Raw genomic sequence first — 484 nt, 5'->3', positions numbered from 1 at the left:
CATCCACGCAGACCGCGCTGTCCGACGTCGGGCGCGTGCTCGACGCGATCTCGCGCGCGGGCGGCGACGCGACGCCCGCGATCGCCGGGCGCGCACCGCTGCTGGCCGATCCCGCCGTGCTGCTGACCGATACGGCCGTACCGGCGCGTGCGCCGGCCGCGTCCGATCCGGCGGCGGCGTCTTCCACGCCTTCTTCCGCTGCGGCGTCGTCCGCCGCGGCGGCGCACGAAACGGCCGCGCCGCTGCCGGTCGCGGCGTTGCGTGCGGCGCTCGCCCAAGCCGTGAGCGAGAGCGGCCTCTTCTACGAATCCCATCTGGCGCAGTGGCTGGCCGGCCAGCGTCCGCTCGCGGCGCTGATGCGCGAGCCGCAGGCGCGCCTGACGGCCGCGCTTGCGCCGGCCGCCCCGGATGCCGCGCAGCCCGGCTCGACCGACGTGCTCGACGGCTCTACCAGGCCGTCGCGGACCTGCTCGCGTGGCTGTAC

The 484-nt window shown here is 77.1% G+C and carries 1 pseudogene; it reads left to right on the top strand.

Annotated elements, in window-relative coordinates:
* Positions 1-484, top strand: a pseudogene (locus ACNQQL_RS36100) (flagellar hook-length control protein FliK); the annotation flags it as partial.

Source organism: Burkholderia sp. LFS061 (assembly GCF_047978125.1).
Lineage (GTDB): Bacteria > Pseudomonadota > Gammaproteobacteria > Burkholderiales > Burkholderiaceae > Burkholderia > Burkholderia pyrrocinia_C.
This window is presented reverse-complemented; position numbering and strand designations above follow the sequence as displayed.